The 24,157-nt window shown below is 63.5% G+C and carries 27 protein-coding genes; 24 read left to right on the forward strand and 3 right to left on the reverse strand.

Annotated features, from left to right (window positions below; genetic code table 11):
- Positions 1-17: 17 nt before the first annotated feature.
- Both ACTPOI_RS21910 and ACTPOI_RS21915 read left to right on the forward strand, forming a co-directional pair.
- On the forward strand, positions 18-395 hold the full coding sequence (locus ACTPOI_RS21910) for a Rieske (2Fe-2S) protein (RefSeq protein ID WP_094285889.1): 378 nt from the start codon (positions 18-20) through the stop codon (positions 393-395).
- A 95-nt stretch (positions 396-490) separates the two neighbouring features.
- On the forward strand, positions 491-1,537 hold the full coding sequence (locus ACTPOI_RS21915; RefSeq protein WP_094285477.1) for a S49 family peptidase: 1,047 nt from the start codon (positions 491-493) through the stop codon (positions 1,535-1,537).
- Positions 1,538-1,648: 111 nt separating this feature from the next.
- Here ACTPOI_RS21915 and ACTPOI_RS21920 read toward each other — a convergent pair whose 3' ends face one another.
- The 3 genes from ACTPOI_RS21920 to ACTPOI_RS21930 all read right to left on the reverse strand — a co-directional run bounded on the left by ACTPOI_RS21920 (position 1,649) and on the right by ACTPOI_RS21930 (position 4,332).
- Positions 1,649-2,749 (reverse strand): toxin-antitoxin system YwqK family antitoxin, encoded by a 1,101-nt coding sequence (locus ACTPOI_RS21920; RefSeq protein ID WP_440112799.1) that lies wholly within the window; start codon positions 2,747-2,749, stop codon positions 1,649-1,651.
- Positions 2,750-2,837: 88 nt separating this feature from the next.
- Positions 2,838-3,614 carry an SAM-dependent methyltransferase gene (locus tag ACTPOI_RS21925; protein WP_094285479.1) on the reverse strand — a complete coding sequence of 259 codons (777 nt, stop codon included), beginning with the start codon at positions 3,612-3,614 and terminating at the stop codon, positions 2,838-2,840.
- A 154-nt stretch (positions 3,615-3,768) separates the two neighbouring features.
- The gene (locus tag ACTPOI_RS21930) at positions 3,769-4,332 is read right to left on the reverse strand and encodes a Maf family nucleotide pyrophosphatase (protein WP_440112801.1); all 564 of its coding nucleotides are present in this window, start codon (positions 4,330-4,332) and stop codon (positions 3,769-3,771) included.
- 62 nt (positions 4,333-4,394) lie between these two features.
- On the opposite strand from ACTPOI_RS21930, the gene ACTPOI_RS21935 reads away from it, so the two are divergent.
- The 22 genes from ACTPOI_RS21935 to nagZ all read left to right on the forward strand — a co-directional run bounded on the left by ACTPOI_RS21935 (position 4,395) and on the right by nagZ (position 24,118).
- Complete coding sequence (locus ACTPOI_RS21935) at positions 4,395-4,943, forward strand: YceD family protein (protein ID WP_094285481.1); 549 nt, start codon at positions 4,395-4,397, stop codon at positions 4,941-4,943.
- A 110-nt stretch (positions 4,944-5,053) separates the two neighbouring features.
- Entirely contained in the window at positions 5,054-5,236 is a 183-nt protein-coding gene (gene rpmF / locus ACTPOI_RS21940) for a 50S ribosomal protein L32 (RefSeq protein WP_005794249.1), read from the forward strand.
- Positions 5,237-5,340: 104 nt separating this feature from the next.
- Positions 5,341-6,393, forward strand: a complete 1,053-nt coding sequence (plsX, locus tag ACTPOI_RS21945; protein WP_440112804.1) for a phosphate acyltransferase PlsX — start codon at positions 5,341-5,343, stop codon at positions 6,391-6,393.
- Positions 6,393-7,370: a beta-ketoacyl-ACP synthase III gene (locus tag ACTPOI_RS21950; protein WP_440112806.1), complete on the forward strand. Its 978-nt coding sequence runs from the start codon at positions 6,393-6,395 to the stop codon at positions 7,368-7,370. Before plsX ends, ACTPOI_RS21950 begins: the two co-directional genes overlap by 1 nt.
- Positions 7,371-7,431: 61 nt before the next feature.
- Positions 7,432-8,382, forward strand: a complete 951-nt coding sequence (gene fabD / locus ACTPOI_RS21955) for an ACP S-malonyltransferase (RefSeq protein WP_252657775.1) — start codon at positions 7,432-7,434, stop codon at positions 8,380-8,382.
- Positions 8,379-9,137 (forward strand): 3-oxoacyl-ACP reductase FabG, encoded by a 759-nt coding sequence (gene fabG, locus ACTPOI_RS21960; RefSeq protein WP_440112808.1) that lies wholly within the window; start codon positions 8,379-8,381, stop codon positions 9,135-9,137. The genes fabD and fabG overlap by 4 nt, the downstream gene beginning before the upstream one ends.
- 103 nt (positions 9,138-9,240) lie before the next feature.
- Positions 9,241-9,480, forward strand: a complete 240-nt coding sequence (acpP, locus tag ACTPOI_RS21965) for an acyl carrier protein (protein WP_003058049.1) — start codon at positions 9,241-9,243, stop codon at positions 9,478-9,480.
- 47 nt (positions 9,481-9,527) lie between these two features.
- A complete protein-coding gene (fabF, locus tag ACTPOI_RS21970; protein ID WP_440112810.1) occupies positions 9,528-10,772 on the forward strand; it encodes a beta-ketoacyl-ACP synthase II in 1,245 nt (414 codons plus the stop codon).
- A gap of 282 nt (positions 10,773-11,054) precedes the next feature.
- Positions 11,055-11,417 (forward strand): hypothetical protein, encoded by a 363-nt coding sequence (locus ACTPOI_RS21975; protein WP_440112812.1) that lies wholly within the window; start codon positions 11,055-11,057, stop codon positions 11,415-11,417.
- Positions 11,418-11,423: 6 nt separating this feature from the next.
- The gene (gene rpoE, locus ACTPOI_RS21980) at positions 11,424-12,050 is read left to right on the forward strand and encodes an RNA polymerase sigma factor RpoE (RefSeq protein WP_094285487.1); all 627 of its coding nucleotides are present in this window, start codon (positions 11,424-11,426) and stop codon (positions 12,048-12,050) included.
- Positions 12,051-12,059: 9 nt separating this feature from the next.
- The gene (locus tag ACTPOI_RS21985) at positions 12,060-12,728 is read left to right on the forward strand and encodes a sigma-E factor negative regulatory protein (RefSeq protein ID WP_094285488.1); all 669 of its coding nucleotides are present in this window, start codon (positions 12,060-12,062) and stop codon (positions 12,726-12,728) included.
- A 42-nt stretch (positions 12,729-12,770) separates the two neighbouring features.
- The gene (locus ACTPOI_RS21990) at positions 12,771-13,850 is read left to right on the forward strand and encodes a MucB/RseB C-terminal domain-containing protein (RefSeq protein WP_440112814.1); all 1,080 of its coding nucleotides are present in this window, start codon (positions 12,771-12,773) and stop codon (positions 13,848-13,850) included.
- 161 nt (positions 13,851-14,011) lie between these two features.
- On the forward strand, positions 14,012-15,481 hold the full coding sequence (locus tag ACTPOI_RS21995; protein ID WP_440112816.1) for a Do family serine endopeptidase: 1,470 nt from the start codon (positions 14,012-14,014) through the stop codon (positions 15,479-15,481).
- Positions 15,482-15,991: 510 nt separating this feature from the next.
- Positions 15,992-17,800, forward strand: coding sequence for a translation elongation factor 4 (gene lepA / locus ACTPOI_RS22000; RefSeq protein WP_094285491.1), 1,809 nt, complete (start codon positions 15,992-15,994; stop codon positions 17,798-17,800).
- A complete protein-coding gene (gene lepB, locus ACTPOI_RS22005; protein WP_094285492.1) occupies positions 17,800-18,774 on the forward strand; it encodes a signal peptidase I in 975 nt (324 codons plus the stop codon). Before lepA ends, lepB begins: the two co-directional genes overlap by 1 nt.
- Before the next feature lie 39 nt (positions 18,775-18,813).
- Positions 18,814-19,176 carry a DUF4845 domain-containing protein gene (locus tag ACTPOI_RS22010; RefSeq protein WP_094285493.1) on the forward strand — a complete coding sequence of 121 codons (363 nt, stop codon included), beginning with the start codon at positions 18,814-18,816 and terminating at the stop codon, positions 19,174-19,176.
- Entirely contained in the window at positions 19,177-19,860 is a 684-nt protein-coding gene (gene rnc / locus ACTPOI_RS22015) for a ribonuclease III (RefSeq protein ID WP_252657781.1), read from the forward strand.
- A complete protein-coding gene (era, locus tag ACTPOI_RS22020; RefSeq protein ID WP_094285495.1) occupies positions 19,857-20,861 on the forward strand; it encodes a GTPase Era in 1,005 nt (334 codons plus the stop codon). The genes rnc and era overlap by 4 nt, the downstream gene beginning before the upstream one ends.
- Positions 20,862-20,944: 83 nt before the next feature.
- Positions 20,945-21,712, forward strand: coding sequence for a DNA repair protein RecO (gene recO / locus ACTPOI_RS22025; protein ID WP_440112820.1), 768 nt, complete (start codon positions 20,945-20,947; stop codon positions 21,710-21,712).
- Complete coding sequence (locus tag ACTPOI_RS22030; protein ID WP_440112822.1) at positions 21,709-22,497, forward strand: pyridoxine 5'-phosphate synthase; 789 nt, start codon at positions 21,709-21,711, stop codon at positions 22,495-22,497. Before recO ends, ACTPOI_RS22030 begins: the two co-directional genes overlap by 4 nt.
- 61 nt (positions 22,498-22,558) lie before the next feature.
- The gene (acpS, locus tag ACTPOI_RS22035; RefSeq protein WP_440112824.1) at positions 22,559-22,951 is read left to right on the forward strand and encodes a holo-ACP synthase; all 393 of its coding nucleotides are present in this window, start codon (positions 22,559-22,561) and stop codon (positions 22,949-22,951) included.
- 75 nt (positions 22,952-23,026) lie between these two features.
- A complete protein-coding gene (gene nagZ / locus ACTPOI_RS22040) occupies positions 23,027-24,118 on the forward strand; it encodes a beta-N-acetylhexosaminidase (protein ID WP_440112826.1) in 1,092 nt (363 codons plus the stop codon).
- The last annotated feature ends 39 nt before the right edge of the window (positions 24,119-24,157 follow it).

The raw sequence follows: 24,157 nt of genomic DNA on the forward strand, positions 1-24,157 counted from the left end.
GTGTGAACGAATCCGCCATGTCCACGCCCCCCGAACAGTCCCTTCCCCTGTGCAACAGCGCCGACCTGGTCGATGGTGGCCGGGCGGTGGCATTTGATGTGCGTTATGCGGGGCAGACCTGCCGCGCCTTTGCCATCCGCTACCGGGGCGTGCCCCATGCCTACCTCAACCGCTGCACCCATGTGGCGATGGAGATGGACTACCAGGAAGGCCATTTTTTTGATGACACCGGCCAATGGCTGCTGTGCTCCACCCATGGGGCGGCCTACCTGCCCCACACGGGCCAGTGTGCCGGCGGCCCCTGCCGGGGCGGGCTGGTGAAAATTGCTTTGTCAGAAAGCGATGGTGTGGTGCACTGGCATACTGCCCACCACCTGCAGCCCGTGGAGTTCTAGACAATCCAGATGGAAAGCCTGGACTCATGCCATCTGCCACCCGCCGCCTGTGTGGGGGCGCCGGCCGCAGTGGTGCAGCGCCCAGGACACAAGACATGACTGACCCCCAATCGCCCGGACCCTCGGGTTTTGACCCCAAAAGCAACCCCGCGCCCGACCTGTGGGCGCAAGCAGCTACAAATTCAGGAGCATCAGTGAGCGACCCATCGCGTGAACCTGGCTGGGAACGCGCCACGCTGGAAAAGCTGGCCTTCTCCGCCCTCCAAGAACAACGCAGCGCCCGCCGCTGGAAGATCTTCTTCCGCCTGGCCTGGCTGGTGTTGATTGCCGCCGTCGCCTTCACGGCGCTGCGCCAGGCATCGCCCAGCGCCAGCAAAAGCACGCCCCACACGGCGGTGGTGGACATCAAGGGCGAGATCGCCAGCGGCGCCGAGGCCAGCGCCGAATTTGTCGTGGCCGCCATGCGCAGCGCGCTCGAAGACGAAGGCTCGCAGGCGCTGGTGCTGCTCATCAACTCGCCCGGTGGCAGCCCGGTGCAGGCGGGCATCATCAACGACGAGATCATTCGCCTCAAGGCCAAGCACAACAAGCCGATCTACGCCGTGGTCGAGGAAACCTGCGCCTCGGCGGCCTACTACATTGCCGCAGCCGCCGACGACATCTATGTGGACAAGGCCAGCATCGTGGGCAGCATCGGCGTGCTGATGGATGGTTTTGGCTTCACCGGCACCATGGAAAAGCTGGGCGTGGAGCGTCGCCTGCTCACTGCAGGAGAGAACAAGGGTTTCCTCGACCCCTTCAGCCCACAGACCGAAAAGCAGCGCGCCTACGCGCAGACCATGCTCGACCAGATCCACCAGCAGTTCATCGCCGTGGTGAAAGCAGGTCGGGGCGACCGACTCAAGACCACGCCCGACACCTTCAGCGGCCTGTTCTGGACCGGCCAGCAGGCCGTGGAAATGGGCCTGGCCGACAAGCTGGGCAACCTGGACTACGTGGCGCGCGAAGTGGTAAAGGCTGAGGAAATCATCGACTACACCCGCCGCGACAACGTGGCCGAGCGCCTGGTCAAGCGATTTGGTGCTGCGATTGGTGTGGGTGCGGTGAGGTCGCTGTCACTGGCGGGCCCTCAGCTGCGCTGACCGCCTCCCACCCGGCCTGGTGGCCGATGGCAGAAAAAATGCCCCGGATGGAGTTTCCATTCGGGGCATTTTGCGTATGGGTTGCTGGTCTGGGTGGTACGGACGGCGTCTTCAGCTGTCCACCCCACCCGCCTTGCGCTGGCGTGATCCGTCTTCCAGGATGGCGTCGTCTGCAGTCAGCTTGCCGGTGTCATCCCACTGCTTGCGCGCCGTGAGCCGGGTGCGCCCTCGGCCGTCGGGATCGGAATACTGCTCTTCCTGCGCCAGGCGGCCGTTGTCGTGGAAGGCCTGCTGGGTGCCCACAGGCCACTGGTCGGCGTTGAGCTGCTCGCGCCGGGCCAGTTTGCCGTCGTCGCGGTACATCTCGCGCAGCAGGCGGGCGTCCTTGCCGGTGCCGCTCCAGGCGCTGCGCTCGCGCACTGCGCCGTTCAGGTACCAGCGCTCCACCTGCACCTCGCGGCCCTCGGCAAAGCTGCGCTGCTCGATGAGCTGGCCCGACGCGCCATAGCGTTTGGCGCTCAGCAATTGGCCGCGCGTGTCCCGCAGCGTGCGGTCGTCCGGCGCGAAGACACGCTCCTCGCGCAGCACGCTCTTGCCGCCTTCGGTAGTGAAGCTTCTGTGCACCCGCCGGCCGTCCACCACCAGTTGCTGGGCAGAGACGATGCCGTCGGTGGTCCATTCGGTGGCGCTCAACAGTCGGCCCTGGTCGTAGCGCAGTTGCGCCGACCGCGTGCCGCTTTCGGCAAACAGTGGGGTGTCGGCGGCGCCATCAAAACCGCAGAGCTTGCGGTCCTCGGGCAGCACGCTGGTGCGCGGGCACAGCAGGCGCGCTGGCTGGCCCTTGCTGGTGTACTCCACGTAAAAAAGCTCCTGCCCCTCGCCGTGGAAGGACACGCGCTCCACCCGGCCTGAGGCATCGAAGCGCCGCACCGCGCCCTGGGTGCGGCCGTTGTCGGCGGTTTCCTCGCGGCGCACCTGGCCGTTGGGCCAGAACTCCGCCACCCGGCCGTGGCTGTTGCCGCGCTCGTTCACGCTGCGCTCGCGCTGCAGGCGGCCTTCGCGGTCGAACATGCGCTCCAGGCCCATGAACTTGCCGTTCTGCAACTGCTGCTCGCGCTGCACGTGGCCGGTGTTCTCGTCACGGCAGCGCACCAGGCCGGACTGGCCTGCGGTCTCGGCACCGTTGGAAATATTGATCGCCTTGCCATTCAATTCACAACGAATAATGGCCTCTGCGCTCGTTCCATAAGCGCCGATTGCTATCAAAAATATAGCAAAAGGGTAGGAGTGCTTTGCCATGCTAGCGGCCTAGTGCAAACACGACCGGGGTGCGGTTGTCGGGCGGTGCGGGTTGCTGGCGCCATTGCCGCACCAGCTGGCTGTGGATGCGTGCCTCGGGCAGTGTCAGCCCGCTGGCCAGCGCCAGGCGCGTGTGGGGCTGCAGCGTCTGCACCAGGGCTTGCCACAAGGCGGGGTTGCGGTAGGGGGTTTCGATGAACAGCTGGGTCTGGCCCGTGCGCAGCGCGATGCTCTCCAGCTCCTTGATGCGCTGGGTGCGCTCCTGGCCGTCCTGAGGCAGGTAGCCCACAAACGCGAAGTTTTGCCCGTTCAGCCCACTGGCCGCCAGGGCCAGCAGCAGCGACACCGGGCCCACCAGGGGGACAACGGGGATGCCCAGGTCGTGCGCGGCGCGGACCACTGACGAGCCCGGGTCGGCCACAGCAGGCATGCCCGCTTCACTGACCAGGCCGATGTCGTGCCCGTTCAGTGCTGCCGCGAGCAGCGGGCGGGCGTCGAACGGGGCCGAGCCTTTGTCGCCGTGGTCGCCCTTTTTGTGGACTTCGCGCGGCAGCTCTGTGATCTGCTGCTGCTGCAGGGAGGCGGCCAGGGGGTGCAGGGCGTCGATGCGCTTGAGGTAGGCGCGTGTGCTCTTGGCGTTTTCACACACCCAATGGGTCAGGCGTGCGGCCGTCTGCAGCGTGGCTGCGGGCAGGGCGTCCTGCAGCGGGGCCTGGGTGTCGCAGCCAAAGTCGAGGGGGGCGGGGACCAGGTACAGCGTGCCGGTTTTCGCATTCATCGTTGGCCTCCATAGCGCTGCGCAGCGTCCGGTGCCGGAGAAACTGACGCGGTGCAAGCCCGCGCACCCGTGGAGCTGGCTTGGTCAGGCCACTGGGTGTGTCTCCTTCCCGAAGGGGAGGGGGAGGGCGCGAAGCGACTCAGGGGGTGCTTCATCACGGCAGCACCAGCCCTGCAGCGCGCAGCATGCGGCAGGTGCGGATCAGCGGCAGGCCAATGAGGGCCGTGGGGTCGTCGCTGTGGATGGCGTCGAGCAGCGCAATGCCCAGGCCTTCGCTTTTGGCGCTGCCCGCGCAGTCGTAGGGCTGCTCGGCGCGCAGGTAGCGCTCGATTTCTTCATCGGACAGGGCGCGGAACCGCACTTCCACGGGGGCCAGTTCCACCTGTTCAAAACCCGTGGCAGCACACACCACGGCCACGGCGGTTTGGAACACCACGGTCTGGCCGCGCATCTGGCGCAGTTGCTGCACGGCGCGTTCGTGCTGGCCCGGCTTGCCCAGGGGCTCTCCCGCGAGGTCGGCCACCTGGTCGGAGCCAATCACCACGGCCCCGGGGTGCTGCTGCGCCACGGCGCGCGCCTTCGCCAGCGCCAGGCGCAGGGCCAGATCGCGCGGGGTTTCGCCGGGCAGGGGGGTTTCGTTCACATCCGGGGCTGCGACCTCGAAAGGCAGGTTCAGCCGCTCTAGCAATTCACGCCGGTAGCGCGAGGTGGAGCCCAATACCAGAGGGCGTTGCTGGGGGGGGGGATTGATGCATGCGCCGATTCTCTTACACTGCCGCCATGACCAAGGAATTCTCCCCGCAGCGCCTGGACGTGAAAGCCTTCGCACAGGCGGGCGGTCGGCTGGCGGGCCACGACTCGCTGCTGAAGTACGAACGCCTGGCCCAGGAGGCCAAGGGCCTGCACCCCGACCTGCTGGTGGACTGGGAGGCCGTGGGCGAAGTGCGTACCGCGCTGGGTGGCATGGGGCAGGTGTGGCTGCACATCAAGGTGCGCGCAAGTTTCCCTATGGAATGTCAGCGCTGCATGACCCCCGTGGACGTGCCGCTGGAGGTGGACCGCGAGTTCCGTTTTGTGGCGGACGAAGCCACCGCCGAGGCTCTGGACGACGAGAGCGAGGAAGACCTGCTGGCCCTGAGCCGCGAATTCGACCTGCACGAACTCATCGAGGATGAGCTGCTGATGGCCTTGCCCGTGGTGCCCAAACACGATGAATGCCCCACGGCTGTGCCGCTGGCCTCGTCCGACGATGATTTTGAAGAAGCGAACGCCGAAAAGCCCAATCCTTTTGCCGCGCTCGCCGGGCTGCGCAAGGATCCCAAGGGGTGATTGGCTGACCCAAAAATCATTTGGGTTATAATCGTGGGCTTCACGCGAATCCCATCGTGTCTTTTGGGCTGATCGCGTTTTTACCAACCTACTCAAGATCAGGAGCCATCATGGCCGTTCAGCAAAACAAAAAGTCCCCTTCCAAGCGCGGCATGCACCGCTCGCACAATGCCCTGAACGTGCCAGGCATTGCTGTGGAACCCACCACCGGTGAAACGCACCTGCGTCACCACATCAGCCCCAACGGTTTCTACCGTGGCCGCCAGGTGCTGAAGAACAAGTCTGAAGCCTGATTTCAGCACCCATCAAGGCCCGCAACTACGTCGCGTAGTGCGGGCCTTTGTTTTGACCGTCGTATTTTTCTTCCGGCCCCGTCTGCTGGCCGGACAAGTCGCCCATGATCACACTGGCTGTTGACTGCATGGGGGGCGACCATGGCCCCCGCGTCACGCTCGCGGCGTGCCGCCAGTTTCTCGAACACCATCCCGACGCCCGTTTGCTGCTTGTGGGTCTGCCGGCCAGCCTGCAAGCGTTTGCGCACGACCGTGCCGCCATCGTCCCCGCTTCCGAGGTGGTGGCCATGGATGATCCGGTGGAGGTGGCCTTGCGCAAGAAGAAGGACTCTTCGATGCGCGTGGCCATCCAGCAGGTCAAGGACGGCGCGGCATCGGCGGCGGTTTCGGCGGGCAACACCGGCGCGCTGATGGCCATCGCCCGCTATCTCCTCAAGACGCTGGACGGCATTGACCGCCCGGCCATCGCCACCCAGTTGCCCAACGCCACGGGCGGTGCCACCACGGTGCTGGACCTGGGGGCCAATGTGGACTGCTCGGCTGAGCATCTGCTGCAGTTTGCCGTGATGGGGTCGGCGCTGGTGTCGGCCCTTCAGGAGGGTGGGGAGCCCACCGTGGGCTTGCTGAATATTGGTGAAGAGGTCATCAAAGGCAGCGAAGTTATTAAAAAAGCGGGTGAACTGCTGCGATCTGCGGCTAGTTCCGGCGATTTGAATTTCTTTGGCAATGTCGAAGGCAATGACATTTTCAAGGGCACCGTGGACATCGTGGTGTGTGACGGTTTTGTTGGCAATGTCGCGCTCAAGGCCAGCGAGGGTGTCGCCTCGATGATCATTGGAGCGCTCAAGGCCGAGTTTTCTCGCCATATCTTCACGAAAATGGCGGCAATCATCGCCTATCCGATCCTAAAAGCGCTTATGAAGCGCATGGACTACCGCCGATACAACGGCGCGGCGCTGCTCGGCCTGCGCGGATTGGTGTTCAAGAGTCACGGATCGGCCGACGCCATGGCCTTCGAGCAGGCTTTGAACCGGGCGTATGATGCAGCCCGCAACAACCTGCTCGACCGTGTCCGGACCCGGATTGCGCATGCGGCGCCGCTTCTGGTGCCTGCAGATGCCCAGCCCCTGCCTGGCGTTGCGGCGACCGCACAATAATGAGACGTTACTCCCGCATTACCGGCACCGGCAGTTATCTGCCGCCCCGCCGGTTGACCAACGCCGATCTGGTGGCCGAACTGGGCCAGCGCGGCATCGAAACCTCTGACGAATGGATTGTGGAGCGCACCGGCATCCGGGCGCGCCATTTTGCGGCCCCCAATGTGGCCAGCAGCGATCTGGGTCTGGAGGCTGCTCGCAATGCCTTGCAGGCGGCCGGGCTGCAGCCGACGGATATCGACCTGATCATCGTGGCCACGTCCACGCCCGACATGGTGTTCCCCTCCACCGCTTGTATCTTGCAGAACAAGCTGGGGGCCAATGGCTGCCCCGCGTTTGATGTGCAGGCGGTCTGCAGCGGTTTTGTGTACGCGCTGTCGGTGGCAGATGCCATGATCCAGACGGGGGCGGCCAACCGCGCCCTGGTGATCGGCGCCGAGGTTTTCAGCCGCATCCTGGATTTCAATGACCGCACCACCTGCGTGTTGTTTGGTGATGGGGCCGGGGCTGTGGTGCTGGAGGCGTCCGAGACGCCGGGCATTCTGTCGAGCGACCTGCATGCCGATGGCAAACATGTGGGCATTCTGTGTGTGCCGGGCAATGTGTCGGGTGGCCAGGTGCTGGGGGATCCGCTCCTCAAGATGGATGGGCAGGCGGTTTTCAAGCTGGCAGTGGGAGTGCTGGAAAAGGCCGCCCATGCCGCACTGGCCAAGGCCGGGCTGGCCGAAGCGGACATCGACTGGCTGATTCCGCACCAGGCCAACATCCGCATCATGCAGGGCACGGCCCGCAAGCTGAAGCTGTCCATGGACAAGGTGGTGGTCACCGTGGACCAGCATGGCAACACTTCGGCGGCATCCATTCCACTGGCGCTCGACCATGCCGTGCGCTCCGGCCAGGTTCAAAAGGGTCAGACCCTGCTGCTGGAAGGTGTGGGTGGTGGCTTTACCTGGGGTGCTGTGCTCCTGAAATTGTAGCTATCAAGCCAATGTGGGCAGGCGGTAGCGCCCGATTTATCTCAAATTTCTGGATTTTTTCATGACATCTTTTGCATTTGTCTTTCCCGGACAAGGCTCCCAGTCCGTGGGCATGCTCGATGGGTGGGGCGACCACCCTGTGGTGGCGCAGACCCTGCAAGAAGCATCGGATGCCCTGGGTGAAGATGTGGGTGCCCTGATCAAAGAGGGCCCCAAGGAGGCGCTGGCGCTGACCACCAACACCCAGCCGGTGATGCTGGTGGCGGGTGTGGCGGCCTGGCGTGTCTGGCGTGCTGAGGGCGGGGCTGCCCCTGTGGCAGTGGCCGGGCATTCGCTGGGCGAGTATTCGGCCCTGGTGGCGGCCGGCGTGCTGACGCTGGCACAGGCGGCTCCGCTGGTGCGGCTGCGCGCTGCGGCCATGCAAGAGGCTGTGCCGGTGGGCACCGGCGCCATGGCCGCCATCCTGGGTATGGAAGCCTCCAAGGTCATCTCCGGGTGTGCCGAGGCGCTGGCATCGTTCGGGCCCGGCACCACCGAGGTCGTCGAGGCTGTCAATTTCAACGACCCTATCCAGACCGTGATCGCCGGAACCAAGGCCGGTGTGGACAAGGCCTGTGAAGTGCTCAAGGCGGCCGGCGCCAAGCGTGCGCTGCTGCTGCCGGTGTCGGCCCCTTTCCACTCCAGCCTGATGAAGCCCGCAGCGGAAAAGCTGCGCGTGGCGTTGGCTGGCGTGGCACTGGCCGCGCCCCAGATTCCTGTGCTCAACAATGTGGACGTGGCGGTGCAGCAGGACGCGGACGCCATTCGCGACGCGCTTTACCGTCAGGCCTTTGGCCCGGTTCGCTGGGTCGAATGCGTGCAGGCGCTGAAAGGCCGTGGCGTGACGCACATTGTTGAATGTGGCCCTGGCAAGGTGCTGGCGGGCCTGACGAAGCGCATCGACCCCGAACTGGTTGGCGCAGCATTGTTTGACTCGGCCACGCTGGCCGAAACCCGGGAGTTGTTGGCATGACGGAATCGACCCAGACAGCAGTGCAGGCAGCGCAAGTGGCGCTGGTGACCGGTGCATCGCGCGGCATTGGCGCGGCGATTGCCTTGGAGTTGGCTGTGCGTGGCTACCGGGTGGTGGGTACGGCCACCACCGACGAGGGTGCTGCGCGGATCAGCCAGGCATTGGCGGCCTATCCGGGCTGCCGGGGTGCCAATCTGAATGTGAACGATGTGGCAGCGGTCGAGGCCTTGATGGACTCCATCGTCAAGCAGCAAGGCGGCCTGCACGTGTTGGTGAACAACGCTGGCATTACCCGCGACACCCTGGCCATGCGCATGAAGGACGACGACTGGGATGCGGTGATGGACACCAATCTCAAGGCTGTATTCCGCGTGAGCCGCGCCGCGATCCGTCCGATGATGAAGCAGCGTTTTGGGCGCATCATCAGCATCACCAGCGTGGTGGGTGCATCGGGCAATCCTGGTCAGGCCAACTACGCCGCCGCCAAGGCGGGTGTGGCGGGCATGACGCGCGCACTGGCCCGTGAGCTGGGCAGCCGCAGCATCACCGTGAACTGCGTGGCGCCTGGTTTTATCGAGACCGACATGACCTCCGTGCTGCCCGAAGACCAGCAAAAAGCACTCAATGCGCAGATCCCGCTGGGCCATATGGGCAAGCCTGCGGACGTCGCGCATGCGGTGGCTTACCTGGCTTCGCGCGAAGCAGGCTATGTGACGGGGCAGGAGTTGCACGTCAATGGCGGCATGTACATGTAATTAAGACAAGTTAACGCCGGTTCATCCGGACGGCGGGTCGTTTAGGGGCTTCTCCTTAAGCGGCTAGAATCGCGGATTCATTCACAACCCCCAGAGGGAAACCATGAGCGATATCGAAGCACGCGTCAAAAAAATCATTGCCGAACAACTCGGCGTGGAAGAGTCCCAAGTCACCAATGAAAAGGCCTTCGTGGCAGACCTCGGTGCCGACTCGCTCGACACGGTGGAACTGGTGATGGCTCTGGAAGACGAATTCGGCATCGAGATCCCGGACGAAGACGCCGAGAAGATCACCACGGTGCAAAACGCCATCGACTACGCCAATACCCACCAGAAGGCCTGAGCGGCGCCCTGCGCCTGACTCAAGCGATCAGCAGAAGGTTTTTACGCATGAGCCGTCGTCGCGTTGTCGTGACCGGCCTGGGTTGCGTCAGCCCCGTGGGTAACACGGTGGCCGATTCCTGGGCCAACCTCCTTGCCGGAAAGTCCGGCATTGATCTCGTCACCAAGTTCGATGCGTCGAACTTCGCCTGCAAGATCGCGGGAGAGGTCAAAGGTCTTGACCTGGAGTCGTACATCAGCGCCAAGGATGCGCGCGCGATGGACACCTTCATCCACTTCGGCATTGCCGCTGCTGCGCAGGCCGTGCAAGACGCCGGTCTGCCCACGGGCGAGGCGCTCAGTGAAGAGTTCGCTACGCGCATTGCCTGCGTGATCGGCTCTGGCATTGGCGGCCTCCCGCTGATCGAAGACACCCATGCGGAACTGGTCAGCCGTGGGCCTCGGCGTATCACGCCTTTTTTTGTGCCCGCGTCCATCATCAATATGGTGGCCGGCCATGTGTCCATGCGCTTTGGTTTCAAGGGGCCGAATCTGGCCGTGGTGACGGCCTGTACAACGGGCCTGCACTGCATCGGAGAAGCGGGCCGCATGATCGAATACGGGGATGCGGATGTGGTGGTGGCTGGTGGCACAGAGTCCACGGTGTCGCCGCTGGGCATTGGTGGCTTTGCCGCCATGCGCGCCCTGTCCACCCGCAATGATGACCCCCAGACCGCCTCCCGCCCCTGGGACAAGGACCGCGATGGTTTTGTGCTGGGAGAAGGCGCCGGCGTGATGGTGCTGGAAGAGTACGAACACGCCAAGGCCCGTGGCGCCAAGATTTACGCCGAACTCAGTGGCTTTGGCATGAGTGCGGATGCAGGCCACATGACGGCCCCCAACATGGATGGCCCCCGCCGTGCCATGCTCAGCGCCTTGCGCAATGCAGGCGTCAATGCCGACCAGGTGGATTACCTGAATGCGCATGGCACCTCCACTCCGCTGGGTGACATCAACGAGACCAACGCGATCAAAGCGGCCTTGGGTGCACATGCCTACAAGACCGTTGTCAGCTCCACCAAATCCATGACGGGCCATCTGCTCGGTGGTGCCGGGGGGATTGAAAGTGTTTTCACTGTGCTGGCCCTGCACGAGCAGAAGGTGCCTCCCACCATCAATCTGTTCAACCAGGATCCCGAGTGCGATCTCGACTACTGCGCCAACACGGCGCGTGACATGAAGATCGACGTGGCCGTCAAGAACAACTTCGGTTTTGGCGGCACCAACGGCACGCTGGTTTTCAAGCGCATCTGATCCTGCGGACTGCGTTTTCCATCGTGGCATCAATGCCCATGGACGCCATAGGTCGAGCTCGCAGAATGTCCGCCCCTTGTTCCGCAGGGTGGCGAGATGGCGCGTGCTGTGGCGCAGTTACAGCTTGACCTGTATGCCATGATCCGGCCCACACGGCGTGCGCCTGCAGTGTTGTACCCCGTGCGGCGCAGCATGGCCTTGGGCGCCGTTTTGGCGGTGTTGTTGTTTGCGGGGGCTGCGGTGCTGTGGGCCTGGCTCGCGGAAACAGCGACGCTATCCTGGATGTCTGCAAGCACTGCTATTGGCCTTTGGCTGGCGGCTGCGGCAGGTGCGGTGCATTTCTGGCGCCAGCAGTTCGTGGGATCCCTGCGCTGGGACGGGCAGGGGTGGGTTCTGGAAGGCGAGGGGCCTGAAAAAATATTCCGGGCACTTTCTGCACCGCCTGAAGTCCTTCTTGACCTGCAGGCCCATCTTTGGGTGTGTGTGTCTCCCTGGGGGCATCGCCGCACCTGGCTTTGGCTGGAGCGTGCGAGCCAGCCCGAGCGCTGGCTGGACATGCGCCGTGCGGTATATTCGCGCGCCGTACCAGGCGCTGACAACCCTGAAGCAAACGCCCCGGCCACGTCTGTGGGGCGTGAATCCTGAGTATCCATGACTGTAATTTCGCCTTCTCCCTCCGAAGACAGCGATCTCCACCTGGTGGAGCGCACGGTAGCGGGCGATCAGCGCGCTTATGAGTTACTGGTCATCAAATACCAGCGCCGCATCGAGCGCCTGATAGGGCGGATGGTGCGCGACACCGATCTTGTCCAGGACATTGCCCAGGAGACCTTTATCCGCGCCTACCGGGCGCTGCATCAGTTCCGTGGGGATGCGCAGTTCTACACCTGGCTGTACCGCATTGCCGTCAATACCGCCAAAAAGGCGCTGATGGACATGAAGCGCAACCCGGTCATTTCAGAAAACGCCTTCCGAGGCAGCGAGGATGAGGATGAAACTTCCCGCCTCGGACATGAACTAACCAGCGACGAAACCCCCGAGACCGTTCTGGCCGCCCAAGAGATTGCGCAGGTGGTGAACGCGGCCATGGAGGCATTGCCCGATGACTTGCGCCAGGCGGTGACGCTGCGTGAGATTGAGGGTTTGAGTTACGAAGAGATCGCGGCGGCCATGGGATGCCCCATTGGCACAGTGCGGTCCCGGATTTTTCGGGCGCGCGAGGCCATCTCGGCCAAAGTGCGTCCTCTGCTTGAGAACCAGTCAGGCAAACGGTGGTGAGGTGATGGAATGAACAAGGCTGAAACAGGTATCAATGGACTGGCGGGCGGCTCTGTGGACCAAGGGATGGACCATCGGGAGCGGCTGTCTGCGCTGGCCGATGGCCAACTTCAGGGTGAAGAGCTGAATGCTGCATTCGCGTACGCGGCGGACGACGAGGAAGGGGCCAAGACCTGGCAGCTGTACCACTTGGTGGGTGATGTGCTGCGTTCGGCGGACCTGGCGCAGCCTGCCAACCCGGCATTCATGGCCCGTTTGCGTGAACAACTGGCCCAGGAGGCGCTGCCTGAGCGTCCCCAGGTCCCGGTCCCCGTGGCAATGGTGGCGGCCGGGCTGCCCGAGGCCGCCAATGCGTCTGTTTTCCGCTGGAAGATGGTGGCGGGCTTTGCTTCCCTGGCTGCGGTGGCGGCGATAGGTTGGACATCCCTGGCCAGTTTGCAAGGAGCTGGCGCTGGCCCTGCAGCTGGCGCTCAGTTGGCTGCGGCGCCCGAACACAGCAGCCCGGCCCAAGGGGCGCCTGTGGTGGCTGTGGCTGATGCCGATGGGCAGCAGGTGATGCTGCGGGATCCCCGTCTGGATGAATTGCTGGCGGCCCACAAGCAGTTTGGCAGCACTTCGGCACTGCAGATGCCGGCGGGTTTTCTGCGCAATGCCACCTTTGAAACCCCTGGCCGTTGAGTTGGGAATAGGGATGCCTGCTCCAGGCGGTGAGATCGCGTGATGAACACATTGGGAGTGCTGGGCGCTGCTGAAGTCTTTCGCAATCGGTGGCTGATGTGGTGTGGGGTGGTGGTTGTGTGGGGCCTGGTGGCATCGGCAGCCTTGGCTGCGGGCCCTGGCGGAGGCAATCCTGCTGCGTCTTCCTCGGAAGCGATATCGGTCCCTGCCGAGCGCGATGTGGCGCAGTGGATTGAGCGCATGCACAGTGCGCCCTGCCGCAAATCCTACGCCGGGGTGTTTGTGGTGATGTCGGCCAACGGGGCCCTGTCCAGCTCGCGCATCTGGCACGCCTGCGACGGGCTCCAGCAGATGGAGCGGGTGGAGTCGCTAAGCGGCACGCCGCGCACTGTTTTTCGGCGCAACGATGAGGTGCGTACCTTTTTGCCGCAGGCGCGTGTGGTGCGCACGGATCGGCGCGATGCGGCCGGGCTTTTCCCGCGTGTGCCGGTGGTCAGTGGCACATCCACGGCCCAGTTTTATACCTCTCAGTTGATGGGCCAGGAGCGGGTGGCGGGGTTGGTGTCCGACGTGGTGTGGTTCAAGCCCCTGGATGCCCTGCGCTTTGGCTATCGCCTTTGGGTGGAGCGGGACACCGGGCTGGTGGTGAAGCTGCAAACCCTGGCCTTGGACGGGCGGGTTCTGGAGCAGGCTGCGTTTTCTGAGCTTGACTTGAATGCGTCGGTGCGGGTGGAGCAGCTCTCCCGCTCGATGGATTCGACAACGGGCTACAAGGTGGTCGCCCCCGCCGTTGTGAAGACGACGGCCCAGGCCGAGGGCTGGGTACTGCGGCAGCCGGTGGCGGGGTTCGTGCCTGTCAGTTGCCATCGCCGGGCGGTTTCTGGTGCAGACGATGCACAAAGTGTGCTGCAGTGTTTGTATTCCGATGGACTGGCTTCTGTGTCCTTGTTCCTGGAGTCCTTTGACCCGCAGCGCCACCCGGCGCAATCCCAGGTGTCGGGCATGGGCGCAACGCAGCTCCTGGCGCAGCGGGTGTCGCCGGATACTTGGGTAACCGCTGTCGGCGAGGTGCCCTTGCAGACGCTGCGCCTTTTTGCAGGACTGCTGGAGCGCGCCCGCTGAGCGGCGTCCGTCCTCGCTGGTTGTGAAAGCCCCTTTCTGGCATTGTTGGCTCACGGGGAGGCGAAGAACCTGGGTCTTTGCCGGGAACCATTTCGCGGCACACTCTTCACAGTCACACCAAGTTGATGGACAGCATTTGCACAATTCACGAAAGGTCGAAGATGCCGAAGTTCGATGGAAATAAGCTGCGCTCTGTAGCGCTCGCGTGCATGTTTGCCGGGTTGGGCGGTGCCGTGGCGCTGCCTCAGGCGGCATGGGCCCAGCCAGCGGCCGTTGTCCGGGGTCTGCCGGACTTCACGGAGCTGGTGGACCAGGTGGGGCCGTCGGTGGTCAATATCCGCACGGTCGAAAAAGCATCCTCCCGCGCCGGCGCCAATGGCATGGATGAGGAGATGCTGGAGTTCTTCCGGCGTTTTGGTGTGCCCATTCCCAACCAGCCCCGCCAGCAGCGCCCCCAGAGACCGCAGCAGGAAGAGGAGCAGCAGCCACGGGGTGTCGGTTCCGGTTTCATTCTCACGGCAGACGGGTTTGTCATGACCAACGCCCATGTGGTGGATGGTGCCGATGAGGTCATCGTGACGCTCCCGGACAAGCGCGAGTTCAAGGCCAAGATTGTGGGCGCGGACAAGCGCACGGACGTGGCAGTGGTCAAGATCGAAGCCACGGGCCTGCCTGCGGTGAAGGTGGGAGATGTGAGCCGCCTGCGTGTGGGTGAGTGGGTGATGGCAATCGGCTCCCCTTTTGGGCTGGAGAACACCGTCACGGCGGGCATCGTGAGTGCCAAGCAGCGCGACACGGGGGACTATCTGCCGTTCATCCAGACCGATGTGGCGATCAACCCCGGCAATTCGGGCGGCCCGCTCATCAACATGCGCGGCGAGGTGGTGGGCATCAACAGCCAGATCTATTCCCGCTCAGGTGGCTTCATGGGCATCTCGTTTGCCATCCCCATGGATGAGGCCATGCGGGTGAGCGAGCAGTTGCGCGCATCGGGGCGTGTGACGCGTGGACGCATTGGCGTACAGATTGGCGCGGTCACCAAAGATGTGGCCGAGTCCATTGGCCTGGGCAAGGCGCAAGGTGCGCTGGTCACGGGTGTCGAGGGCGGGTCGCCCGCCGACAAGGCCGGCGTGGAAGCCGGTGACATCATCACGCGTTTTGACGGCAAGCCCATCGAGAAGGTGGCGGACCTGCCGCGCCTGGTGGGCAATACCAAGCCCGGAAGCAAGAGCACGGTGACGGTGTTCCGTCGGGGAGCATCGCGTGATCTTGGCATCACCATTGCAGAAATCGAACCAGACAAGCCTGCTACCAAGCTGGCCGAGCGCGAGGAAAAGCCCAAGGCTTCCGCAGCCGCGCAACAGTTGGGGCTGTCGGTGACGGAACTGACGGACGCGCAGAAGAAGGAATTCAAGCTCAAGGGCGGCGTGGTGGTGGCCGCTGCCGCCGACGCTGCTGCCCGTGCGGGACTGCGCGAAGGGGACATCATTCTGTCGGTGGCCAATACCGAAATTTCGGGCGTGAAGGAGTTCGAGTCGGTGCTCGCCAAGGCCGACAAGAGCAAGTCCATCAACGTGCTGTACCGGCGCGGTGAGTGGGCCCAGTACGCCCTGATCCGGGCTGGTCGCTGACGCGGTGATGTCGGGAGAGGGCTGCCCAACACCGGGCTGATTCCCCTCTTCCTTGATCGGGCCTTTGGGCGATAGATTTAATTTTCGGCTTTTTTGCGCCGTCTTCGGAAGGGGACTAGATGTTAGCTTTTGCTAACTTTTGGAGAGCCTATCAACCAGATTCGATAGAATAGAGGCTTTCGTTAAACGCTTATCTGCATATTGACTGGCGTCGGGTTCACGATGCGGGATAGTTCTGTGCAATGCACAGCTGATCCACAGCTCACCCACAAGTTGTCCAGCGTTGTTGTTGTGTCAACTGTGAATAAACTGTGTATAAAATCCCTGTTGCAGACCGGCAACTCCCCCTCAGTGCAGTCGGGCGGGCTTTTCCAAGCGGCCTTTTTGCCTACAATGAAGCTCCAACTATCGCAGTTGCCAATGATTGTTGGTTCAGGGCGCGTCGCCACTCGACGCGCCCTTTTTTCTTGTGGGCGCCGTTTTAATTCAATCACTTGACGCTTTCCGTTGATGAATCACATCAGAAATTTTTCCATCATTGCGCACATCGACCATGGCAAGTCGACGCTGGCCGACCGCTTGATCCAGCGGTGTGGAGGGCTTGCGGAACGCGAGATGGAGGCCCAGGTCCTGGACTCGATGGACATCGAAAAAGAGCGTGGGATAACCATCAAGGCGCAGACCGCCGCGCTGCAATACAAGGCGCGTGATGGACAGGTCTACAACCTCAATCTGATCGACACACCGGGCCATGTGGACTTCTCCTACGAGGTCTCTCGTTCGCTCTCTGCATGTGAGGGTGCACTGCTCGTCGTCGATGCATCGCAGGGCGTGGAAGCACAGACCGTGGCCAACTGCTATACCGCGTTGGACCTGGGCGTCGAAGTGTTGCCGGTGCTGAACAAGATGGACCTGCCGCAGGCCGATCCCGAGACTGCCAAGGCCGAGATCGAGGATGTGATCGGCATCGATGCGACGGATGCGATCCCGTGTTCCGCCAAGACCGGTATGGGCATCGACGAGATCCTTGAACTGATCGTTGCCAAGGTGCCCGCGCCCCGGGGGAATCCCGAGGCGCCGTTGCGTGCGATGATCATCGACAGCTGGTTCGATCCCTACGTGGGCGTGGTGATGTTGGTGCGTGTGGTTGATGGCCGTCTGCTCAAGGGCGAGCGCTTCAAGATGATGGCATCGGGCGCTGCCTATAACGCCGATAACCTCGGTGTCTTCACGCCTGCCAATGAATCTCGCGATGCATTGCACGCAGGGGAGGTGGGCTACATCATCGCGGGCATCAAGGAGCTCAAGGCCGCGAAGGTAGGTGACACCATCACGCTGGAAAAGAAGTTGCCCAACAACATGGGGCCAGCCGAGCAGGCGCTGCCGGGCTTCAAGGAAATCCAGCCGCAAGTGTTCGCGGGGCTCTACCCCACGGAAGCCAGCGAATACGACCAGTTGCGCGACGCGCTGGAGAAGCTCCAGCTCAACGATGCCTCGCTGCACTTCGAGCCCGAGGTGTCGCAGGCGCTGGGCTTCGGCTTCCGTTGCGGCTTCCTGGGCCTCTTGCACATGGAGATTGTGCAGGAGCGCCTGGAGCGCGAGTTCGACCAGGACCTGATCACCACTGCGCCCAGTGTGGTGTACGAAGTGGTCAAGGGCGACGGCGAAGTCATCATGGTCGAGAACCCCTCGAAGATGCCCGACCAGGGCAAGATCCAGGAGATCCGCGAGCCCATCGTCACGGTCCACCTGTACATGCCGCAGGACTATGTGGGCCCGGTGATGACGCTGGCCAACCAGAAGCGGGGTGTGCAGATCAACATGGCTTACCACGGTCGGCAGGTGATGCTCACCTATGAGCTTCCGCTGGGTGAGATCGTGCTCGACTTCTTCGACAAGCTCAAGTCGGTGTCGCGTGGCTACGCGTCGATGGACTATGAGTTCAAGGAGTACCGAGCATCCGATGTGGTGAAGGTGGACATCCTGCTCAACGGCGAGAAGGTCGATGCCCTGTCCATCATCGTGCACCGCAGCCAGTCGGCCTACCGGGGCCGTGCCGTGGCGGCCAAGATGCGCGAGATCATCAGCCGCCAGATGTTCGACGTGGCCATCCAGGCGGCCATTGGTGCCAATATCATCGCGCGCGAAACCATCAAGGCCCTGCGCAAGAACGTGCTGGCCAAGTGCTATGGCGGTGACATCACCCGCAAGCGCAAGCTGCTCGAAAAGCAGAAGGCGGGCAAGAAGCGGATGAAGCAGATCGGTTCGGTCGAGGTGCCGCAAGAAGCATTTCTGGCCATTTTGCAGGTGGAAGATTGATGCAGTTCATGCAAATTCTCACGTCTTTGGTGCTGGCCGGTTTTGCCGGCTATATCGGTGCCTGGTACTTTGGCGCCATCGAGGGCAACTTTGCATTGCTGCTGTTCCTGGCCACGGTGGTTACCGGGGCCTACTGGCTGGCGGAGCGGTTTTACTTTTTGCCAAGCCGCCGTCGCGCAGCGCAAGCGATAGAAGACGCCGCCGTGGCACGCCGCGCCGAACTGGACCGCATGGGCATCCAGAAGGTGGATGTGGATGTGCAGGAGGCCAAAGGCCAGATCCTCATGCAGCCTTGGTGGCTGGACTGGACCGCCGGGCTTTTCCCCGTGATCGTGGCGGTGTTCTTCCTGCGCTCCTTTCTGTTTGAGCCATTCAAGATTCCGTCCGGATCCATGATTCCGACCCTGCTGGTGGGCGATCTGATCCTGGTGAACAAATTCACCTATGGACTGCGCCTGCCGGTCATCAACACCAAGATCACGGAGGGCAACAAGCCGGAGCGTGGCGATGTGCTGGTGTTCCGTTATCCGCCACAACCCAGCATGGACTACATCAAGCGGGTGGTGGGCGTGCCCGGGGACGAAGTGGCCTATATCAACAAGCGCCTCACGATCAATGGCAAGGCTGTCGATACGAAAGCACTCCCCGATTTCTTTGAAGAAGATGCGATGCGCTACTTCAAGCAGTTCGAGGAAACACTGGGTGACAAGCCCCACCGCTTGCTGAACAACCCCGATGTGCCTGCTTTTGTGCAGGGCGCCAGCAATTTTGCTTACCGCGAAAACTGCCGCTACAGTGTCGAAGGCGTCGCCTGCAAGGTCCCCGAGGGCCACTATTTCATGATGGGCGACAACCGCGACAACTCGCTGGACTCCCGCTACTGGGGTTTCGTGCCAGAGGGCAACATCGTGGGCAAGGCCTTTTTTGTCTGGATGAATTTCGGTAACCTCAAGCGCATTGGTTCGTTCCACTGACGCGCAGTTGCCGCACACCACATATTGAGGGGGTTATTTATGAACAAGAGTCGCACCGCAAGCCGTTCGCGCCAGCGTGGCCTGTCTTTTTTCGGCCTGATCTTTATCGGCCTGATCGCAGTGGCTGTGTTTGCCATCGGGGGGCAGTCAGTGCCGATCTTCCTGGAGTACACGTCCGCGAAGAAGGCCATTGAAAAGGCCAAGGTCGAGAGCACGGTGCCCGGCGTGCGGGCTGCCTTTGACCGCGCTGCAGCCATCGACGACATCCGCTCCATCCAGGGCAAGGATCTGGAAGTCACCAAACGCGGCGACAAGGTCGTGGTGTCGTTCAAGTACGCCCGTGAGATCCCTCTGGCGGGGCCGGCCTATCTGGTCTACCGCTTTGAAGCGCAGACCAACTAGGTGCAGCCCGGTCTTGTAGCGCTGCAGGCTCGCCTGCAGCATGTCTTTTCTGATCCTTCGCTGCTCCAGCGTGCTACCACGCACCGCAGCTTTTCTGCGGACCACAACGAGCGGCTCGAATTTCTGGGCGACTCCGTCCTGAACCTGGCGGTTGCCAGCCTGCTGTACCAGCGGCTGTCGGCCTTGCCCGAGGGTGATCTGTCCCGGGTGCGCGCCAACCTCGTCAAGCAGGACACCTTGCACCAGCTGGCCCTGCGCCTGAAGGTCTCCGAAGTGCTGCGCCTGGGCGAGGGGGAGGCCAAGTCGGGCGGGCAGCAACGCCCGTCTATCCTGGCCGATGCCCTCGAAGCCCTGATTGGCGCGGTGTATCTCGATGCCGGATATGCCCATGCTGAAGCGCTGGTGCACCGACTGTTCGAAGGGGTGGAGATCAACCCCCAGATGCAGGCCGCGTCCAAGGATGCCAAAACCGCGTTGCAGGAGTGGCTCCAGGGCCGCAAAATGAAGCTGCCGCAGTACCGGGTGGTGGCGACCGTGGGCGCGGCCCACCGCCAGACCTTTGACGTCGAGTGCGATATTCCCGAACTGGGCCTGACCGAACGTGGCATCGGTGGCTCGCGCCGGGCCGGCGAGCAGGCGGCAGCTGCCGCCATGCTGGCCACATTGAAAGCAAAGAATTTATGAATGATGCTACTAAAAATGTAGCTGGTGACGAGGGCGCAGAAAGCGCCCCCGTGCAAAACGATCTGGAGGCCATGCTGGCCGCCGCTGCGGTGCCTGCGGCTGTGCCCGGCCAGCGCTGCGGCGTGATCGCCATTGTGGGCAAGCCCAACGTGGGCAAGTCCACGCTGCTCAACGCCCTGGTGGGGCAGAAGATCAGCATCACCTCGCGCAAGGCGCAGACCACGCGCCACCGCATCACGGGCATCCGCACGCGGGAGCAGACGCAGTTCATCTTTGTGGACACGCCGGGTTTCCAGACCCGCCACGCCACCGCGCTCAACAAGTCGCTCAACAAGACCGTGATGGGCGCGATCGGCGATGTGGACCTGATCCTCTTTGTGGTCGAGGCCGGCAACTTCACGCTGGCCGATGCCAAGGTGTTGTCCCTGTTCAAGCCTGGCATCCCCACGCTGCTCGTGGCCAACAAGCTCGACATGGTGCACCGCCGGGCCGAGATCGCGCCCTGGCTCAAGAGCATGCAGGAGCGCCACCCGTTTGCCGAGTTTGTGCCCATGTCGGCCAAGAACAAGGGCGACATCGAACGCCTCTTCGGCATCTGCGAAAAGTACCTGCCCGAGCAGGGCTGGTGGTATGCCGAGGACGAGCTGACCGACCGCAGCGAGAAGTTCCTGGCCTCCGAAACCGTGCGCGAAAAGCTCTTCCGCTTCACGGGCGATGAGCTGCCCTACACCTCGACCGTGGTCATCGACAAGTTCGACGAGGAAAAGAGCAAGCAGCACAAGCGCCTCGTAAAGATCGCTGCCACCATCGTGGTCGAGCGCGATAACCACAAGATGATGGTCATTGGCGACAAGGGCGAGCGCCTCAAGCGCATCGGCACCGAGGCCCGCCAGGAGCTGGAAAAGCTCATGGACGCCAAGGTGTTCCTCGAACTCTGGGTCAAGGTGCGCTCTGGCTGGGCCGACGACGAAGCGCGTGTGCGCTCCTTCGGCTACGAATGAGCCCCGCCCGGATGATCTGCTGGTCGCCCGAAGCGGTGGCCGGTTTTTTCTGACCCCTCTCGCACCACTTCCCAATCAGCACCGTGGCTGCCGCCAAGCGCATTGCCGATGAGCCCGCCTTCGTGCTGCACAGCTACGACTGGAGCGAGTCCAGCCTGATCCTGGAAGTCTTCTGCCGCCGCCAGGGGCGCGTGGCCCTGGTGGCCAAGGGCGCGAAGAAGCCCAGCTCCAACTTCCGCCCCGTGCTGCTGCCGCTTCAGCCGCTGCTGCTCACCTACACCCTGGCGGGCGACGGCACGGCCGACATCCACACCCTCAAGGGCGCCGAGTGGGTGGGCGGCCATGTGATGCCCACGGGTGATGCGCTGCTCTCGGGCCTGTACCTCAACGAACTGCTGCTGCGCCTGCTGGCGCGGGCCGATGCGCACACCGCACTGTTCGACGCCTACGCCGGTGTGGCGCGGGTGCTGGCCAGTGAGCATGGCGACGCGCTGGAGCCCGTGCTGCGCAGCTTTGAATTGCTGCTGTTGCGCGAGATCGGCCTCCTGCCCAGCCTGGATGCTCAGACCATGACGCTGGAGCCGCTCAAGGCCGACGCCCGCTACACGCTGGTGGCCGAAGGTGGTTTGCGGATGGCCTCTGCCGCCGACCGCGCGGCGCTGCCAGGGCGCCAGTGGATCGCCCTGCAGCGCGCGCTGGACGATGACGCTGCCAGCTACACCGCCACGCTGCGCGCCTGTGCCCCCGTCGCGGCGGAACTCAAGCCCCAGCTGCGCACCGTGCTGCAATACCATTGCGGCAGCCCGATGCTGCGCACCCGCCAGCTCATGATCGATCTGCAGGCCCTATGAACCAGCCATCCAACGCTTCGCACCCGACCACCGCCCTCTCGGTCAACGTCAACAAAGTCGCGCTGCTGCGCAACACGCGCCACCTGGGCATCCCCAGCGTCACCCGTGCGGCCGAGCTGTGCCTGCAGGCGGGTGCCCAGGGCATCACCGTGCACCCCCGGCCCGACGAGCGCCATATCCGCAGCCATGACGTGTTCGAGCTGGCCGCGCTGATGAAGGCCTGGCCGGACCGCGAGTACAACATCGAAGGCAATCCGTCGCAGAACCTGATGGACTTCATTCGCCAGGTGCGGCCCCACCAGGCCACCTTTGTGCCCGACAGCGAAGACCAGTTCACCAGCGACCATGGCTGGAGCTTTCCGCAAGACGCCGAGCGCCTCACGCCGCTGATCGCGGAATGCAAGGCCTTGGGTGTGCGCGTGAGCCTGTTCATGGACCCGGTGCCCGAGCAGATGGCTGCCGCCCGGGCCGTGGGCGCCGACCGGGTGGAGCTGTACACCGAACCCTACGCCGCCGCCTGGGGCACGCCGCAGCATGCGGTGGAACTGAAGCGCTACGCCGCCGCCGCGCAGGCCGCGCTGGATGCGGGCCTGGGCGTGAATGCAGGCCATGACCTCAACCGCGACAACCTGGCTGCCTTTGTGCGCGAGGTGCCCGGCGTGCTCGAAGTCTCCATTGGCCACGCCCTTATTGCCGATGCGCTGGAGCTGGGATACACCGCCACGGTCCAGTCCTATCTGGCGTGCATCCAGGCGGGGTTTGCAGGTTCGGCCAATAACTCCTGATTTGATAGCTGCTAAGGCATGATGGACGCGCGGTAGCAACCATTTTTATTCAAAAATTCTCATGATCTACGGCATTGGCACCGACATCTGCGACGTGCGCCGCATCGCCGCCAGTCTGGAGCGCCACGGCGAACGTTTTGCCCAGAAGGTGCTGGCCGATGGCGAGCTGGCCACCTGGCGCGAGCGGAGTGGCCGCTGGCCCGACCGGGGCCTGCGCTACCTGGCCACGCGCTTTTCGGCCAAGGAAGCGTTCAGCAAAGCCATCGGTCTGGGCATGCGCATGCCCATGACCTGGCGCCATTGCGAGGTGGCCAAGCTGCCCACCGGCCAGCCGGTGATCGTGCTGCACGGCGCGCTCAAGGAATGGTTCGAGGCCCGGGGGCTGAAGGCGCACCTGAGCGTGACCGACGAGACCGACTACGCCGCCAGCTTCTGCGTGGTCGAGAAAATTTGAAGAAAATAGGCCTTCACCGCGCGACCGGCATGCCTTGATAGCTATATTTTTGATAGTAAATTCTGACGAACCCTGATGACTGAACACGCACCCCTGATCCTCGACGTGGCGGGCACCACACTCACCGACGTGGACCGCCGCCGCCTGGCCCACCCGCTGACCGGCGGCGTGATCCTGTTTGCCCGCAACTGGGAAAACCGCGCACAGCTGCTGCAGCTCACCAGCAGCATCAAGGCCGTGCGCGACGACCTGCTCATCTGCGTGGACCACGAAGGCGGCCGCGTGCAGCGCTTCCGCACCGACGGTTTCACCCACCTGCCGTCCATGCGCGCTTTGGGCGAGATGTGGATGGATGACGGCCCCGGTGCCAAGGCGGTGCCTGGCAGCGGCGCACTGCGCGCCACCAATGCGGCAACGGCGGCGGGCTACGTGCTGGGGGCCGAACTGCGCGCCTGTGGTGTCGATTTCAGCTTCACGCCCGTGCTCGACCTGGACTGGGGCGAAAGCGGTGTGATTGGCGACCGCTCCTTTCACCGCGACCCGCGTGTGGTGGCGCTGCTGGCCAAGAGCCTCATGCACGGCCTGCTGCAGGCCGGCATGGCCAACTGCGGCAAGCACTTTCCCGGCCATGGTTTTGTCAAAGCCGACTCGCACACCGAAGTACCCGTGGACAAGCGCAGCTTGAAGGCCATCCTGGCCGACGACGCGGCGCCATACCCCTGGCTCAGCAGCACGCTCACCAGCGTGATGCCCGCCCACGTGATCTATCCCAAGGTCGATAGCCGCCCCGCCGGCTTCTCGCAACGCTGGCTGCAGGACATCCTGCGCCGCCAGATGCGTTTTGACGGCGCCATCTTCAGCGACGACCTGAGCATGGAAGGGGCGCGGCGCCTCGATGGCCAGGTGGTCAGCTACACCGACGCCGGGATTGCGGCGCTGCAGGCGGGCTGCGACCTGGTGCTGCTGTGCAACCAGAGCCTGGGCAACGGCCAGGCCGTGGACGAACTCATCGATGGCCTGGAAAAGGCCCGGCAGCAGGGCCGCTGGCAGCCCAGCGTGGACAGCGAATCGCGCCGCCTGGCGCTGCTGCCCGAAACCCTGCCCCAGCCCTGGGACGAGCTGATGTACCAGCCGGCCTACCTGCAGGCGCTGGATCTGCTGCCCTGAGGGGGCTGTTCACGGCTGCGGGCGTTGCGCGTGGATTGC

The organism is Acidovorax sp. BL-A-41-H1, assembly GCF_051942715.1.

What these genes read in the sequence shown, in the direction of transcription:
- ACTPOI_RS21985 (WP_094285488.1), top strand. Translation starts at nt 12,060, where the DNA reads ATGAACAAGGCTGAAACAGGTATCAATGGACTGGCGGGCGGCTCTGTG.
- lepA (WP_094285491.1), top strand. Translation starts at nt 15,992, where the DNA reads ATGAATCACATCAGAAATTTTTCCATCATTGCGCACATCGACCATGGC.
- ACTPOI_RS22010 (WP_094285493.1), top strand. Translation starts at nt 18,814, where the DNA reads ATGAACAAGAGTCGCACCGCAAGCCGTTCGCGCCAGCGTGGCCTGTCT.
- ACTPOI_RS21995 (WP_440112816.1), top strand. Translation starts at nt 14,012, where the DNA reads ATGCCGAAGTTCGATGGAAATAAGCTGCGCTCTGTAGCGCTCGCGTGC.
- fabF (WP_440112810.1), top strand. Translation starts at nt 9,528, where the DNA reads ATGAGCCGTCGTCGCGTTGTCGTGACCGGCCTGGGTTGCGTCAGCCCC.
- plsX (WP_440112804.1), top strand. Translation starts at nt 5,341, where the DNA reads ATGATCACACTGGCTGTTGACTGCATGGGGGGCGACCATGGCCCCCGC.
- ACTPOI_RS22030 (WP_440112822.1), top strand. Translation starts at nt 21,709, where the DNA reads ATGAACCAGCCATCCAACGCTTCGCACCCGACCACCGCCCTCTCGGTC.
- ACTPOI_RS21935 (WP_094285481.1), top strand. Translation starts at nt 4,395, where the DNA reads ATGACCAAGGAATTCTCCCCGCAGCGCCTGGACGTGAAAGCCTTCGCA.
- ACTPOI_RS21915 (WP_094285477.1), top strand. Translation starts at nt 491, where the DNA reads ATGACTGACCCCCAATCGCCCGGACCCTCGGGTTTTGACCCCAAAAGC.
- era (WP_094285495.1), top strand. Translation starts at nt 19,857, where the DNA reads ATGAATGATGCTACTAAAAATGTAGCTGGTGACGAGGGCGCAGAAAGC.
- rpmF (WP_005794249.1), top strand. Translation starts at nt 5,054, where the DNA reads ATGGCCGTTCAGCAAAACAAAAAGTCCCCTTCCAAGCGCGGCATGCAC.
- ACTPOI_RS21975 (WP_440112812.1), top strand. Translation starts at nt 11,055, where the DNA reads ATGTCTGCAAGCACTGCTATTGGCCTTTGGCTGGCGGCTGCGGCAGGT.
- acpS (WP_440112824.1), top strand. Translation starts at nt 22,559, where the DNA reads ATGATCTACGGCATTGGCACCGACATCTGCGACGTGCGCCGCATCGCC.
- acpP (WP_003058049.1), top strand. Translation starts at nt 9,241, where the DNA reads ATGAGCGATATCGAAGCACGCGTCAAAAAAATCATTGCCGAACAACTC.
- ACTPOI_RS21910 (WP_094285889.1), top strand. Translation starts at nt 18, where the DNA reads ATGTCCACGCCCCCCGAACAGTCCCTTCCCCTGTGCAACAGCGCCGAC.
- lepB (WP_094285492.1), top strand. Translation starts at nt 17,800, where the DNA reads ATGCAGTTCATGCAAATTCTCACGTCTTTGGTGCTGGCCGGTTTTGCC.
- ACTPOI_RS21990 (WP_440112814.1), top strand. Translation starts at nt 12,771, where the DNA reads ATGAACACATTGGGAGTGCTGGGCGCTGCTGAAGTCTTTCGCAATCGG.
- ACTPOI_RS21925 (WP_094285479.1), bottom strand. Translation starts at nt 3,614, where the DNA reads ATGAATGCGAAAACCGGCACGCTGTACCTGGTCCCCGCCCCCCTCGAC.
- fabD (WP_252657775.1), top strand. Translation starts at nt 7,432, where the DNA reads ATGACATCTTTTGCATTTGTCTTTCCCGGACAAGGCTCCCAGTCCGTG.
- fabG (WP_440112808.1), top strand. Translation starts at nt 8,379, where the DNA reads ATGACGGAATCGACCCAGACAGCAGTGCAGGCAGCGCAAGTGGCGCTG.
- ACTPOI_RS21950 (WP_440112806.1), top strand. Translation starts at nt 6,393, where the DNA reads ATGAGACGTTACTCCCGCATTACCGGCACCGGCAGTTATCTGCCGCCC.
- nagZ (WP_440112826.1), top strand. Translation starts at nt 23,027, where the DNA reads ATGACTGAACACGCACCCCTGATCCTCGACGTGGCGGGCACCACACTC.
- rpoE (WP_094285487.1), top strand. Translation starts at nt 11,424, where the DNA reads ATGACTGTAATTTCGCCTTCTCCCTCCGAAGACAGCGATCTCCACCTG.